At 29.3% G+C, this 2,158-nt stretch carries 2 protein-coding genes; one reads left to right on the top strand and one right to left on the bottom strand.

The window, feature by feature from the left end; genetic code table 11:
• Positions 1 to 308 precede the first annotated feature (308 nt).
• Positions 309 to 1,022, top strand: coding sequence for a class I SAM-dependent methyltransferase (locus BU200_RS10360; RefSeq protein ID WP_075100044.1), 714 nt, complete (start codon positions 309 to 311; stop codon positions 1,020 to 1,022).
• On the opposite strand, the gene BU200_RS10355 is transcribed toward BU200_RS10360, so the two are convergent.
• Positions 1,019 to 1,999, bottom strand: a complete 981-nt coding sequence (locus tag BU200_RS10355; RefSeq protein WP_075100043.1) for a hypothetical protein — start codon at positions 1,997 to 1,999, stop codon at positions 1,019 to 1,021. The two genes, BU200_RS10360 and BU200_RS10355, sit on opposite strands and share 4 nt — an antisense overlap.
• Positions 2,000 to 2,158 lie beyond the last annotated feature (159 nt).

Here is a 2,158-nt window from a genome sequence, read left to right as displayed (position 1 = left end):
ACCAAATAGTTCGCAGGCTTCTGTTCGAGTATGCCCTTCCTGAACGAAAGAGATTACACGTTTTCTAAAATCAATACTATATGTCATGGTTCTATTATATCATGGATTTTAGAGTGAAACAACTATATTTCACTTGCCTCGTTATCAACTAGACAACTACCTGAAAAGGCAACACTTTTCATCCTTTTTTCATAAGAGAGCAACGTCAGAACAAGATTGGTTTGCAAAATTATTTTAAAAATATATATTAGAAGTAATAATCTATGATATAATAGTGATAATAAATAGTTATCGGTAGGAGAAGTGTAGTGAATGAAAAGCTAGATTTAGTTGAAATAGAAAAGTTTTATAATGAACACGAAGCCATTTGGTATGATAACTGGTATCGATATACAAATAAATCTATTGAATTATTTTTAAAGAATAATTGCTCTTTTAATAATGATGATATTATTCTAAATGCTGGTTCTGGGGGCAATACATATGGTTTATCGGGTCATACAATCCATATGGATATAGCTGAGAAAACCTTAAGTAGAATTTCTGACAAAATTATCGGAAATATTGAGAATATTCCTATGAGAGATAATTACTTTGATCATATTGTTTGTGTAGGTTCTGTAATAAATTATTGTGATGCTAACAAAGTAATCAGTGAATTTGAACGTGTGTTAAAAGTTAAAGGAACTTTGTATTTAGAGTTTGAACCTAGTGATAGTTTTGAGTATTTCGGCAGTAATAAATACAAAAAATCCGTTTCAATTATAGAAACGGATTACTTAAAGACTAGGCATAGTAATTGGATATTTTCGATAAAGTATATTGAAAATATATTAAAATCTCAGGGGTTTCAAATTGATACCAAGTATCAGTTCCATATAATAAGTTCTATCATCCTTAGAATAACGAATAACTACGATCTTGCAGCAAAGTTCACTGGAGTAGATAAGATTGTTAGATTTTTTCCAGGAATCCGCAACTGTTCTAGCAATATAATTTTGAAATGTACTAAAATTCACTAGACAGTATCTTTTTTTAGTAAGAATGGGAGTATGCTAACGATTATGCTAGAAATTCCACCAATTATTGGGGTAAAGTTTGTAGTTGTATCAATTCCAAAGAAATTAAATACTTTATAATACGCAATGACAATAATTGGAAAAACGAATATTGATATAAATATAGATGTTAAATTATGGTTTAGTTTCTTTTTAGGTGCAGGTAGCTTTTCAACGCCACCTGCACTTTTGATTTTATCCTTATTAACTTCAATAAACTGCAGTGGTTCAGGTAACTCTTCAAGTTTATTTTGAATACTAAAAAAAGTATTTTGGATCTGATTATTATATCGAAGTCTCTCACTTTCATTAAAAAATGGTACATACCAATTTATATAGTATTCAAAATATAAAGATTGGATAATTCTAATATAAGTCTCTTTGGGAATCGTCTTTATGTTAGTATTAGAATTAATCATTAATTTAGCTTCGAAGCTGCTAAACTCATTATTAATCCCTAAAGGTGGTGTATGGTAATCAGCATCTATAGTGAAAAAATTCTCTATTGATAGAATAGTTTTAAATATTTTACTCTCATCGTCAACTTCAACTCCGTTATTTTTATTACTGATTTCACAAATGAAATATGTGACCTCTAATAAATTTGATATAAACATTCTCAGTTCATTTAAATAGCTAAGGTAAGTATTATTTTTTCTGTATGCATCTTCGACAGCTATATACTCAATTACAACTGTTTTAGTGGATTTTAAGTATATACACATTGCTAGGCCAATATTTGTATCGTTTAAGAAGAGAGAGAAAAAGTAGCTCTCAAATTCTACAATTTTATTATCTAGCCAATATGTTACGTTTGTGTTTGTTCTAATGTCTGAAGGAGTAACTCTTGAATAAATTTTAACAGAATCAATATAGTCAGTATCGGATGATGTTCTAATTAACTTAATTTTGTAATTATTTTCAAGATACTGGTTGTTCATTTTCACTTCTCCTACCGATAACTATTTATTATGGGCACCTCTAAAAACTTCAAGTAGTTGTTAAGTAAGCCCTATTTGTAAGCATTAATTCCAGTAAGCTTCGCTTTCGAAGCTTACTTTTTGCTTATTTTCCTATTTTTGGGCGCACTAAGCCCATGA

The sequence above is a fragment of the Streptococcus acidominimus genome (assembly GCF_001921825.1).
Lineage (GTDB): Bacteria > Bacillota > Bacilli > Lactobacillales > Streptococcaceae > Streptococcus > Streptococcus acidominimus.
This window is presented reverse-complemented; position numbering and strand designations above follow the sequence as displayed.

What these genes read in the sequence shown, in the direction of transcription:
- BU200_RS10355 (WP_075100043.1), bottom strand. Translation starts at nt 1,999, where the DNA reads ATGAACAACCAGTATCTTGAAAATAATTACAAAATTAAGTTAATTAGA.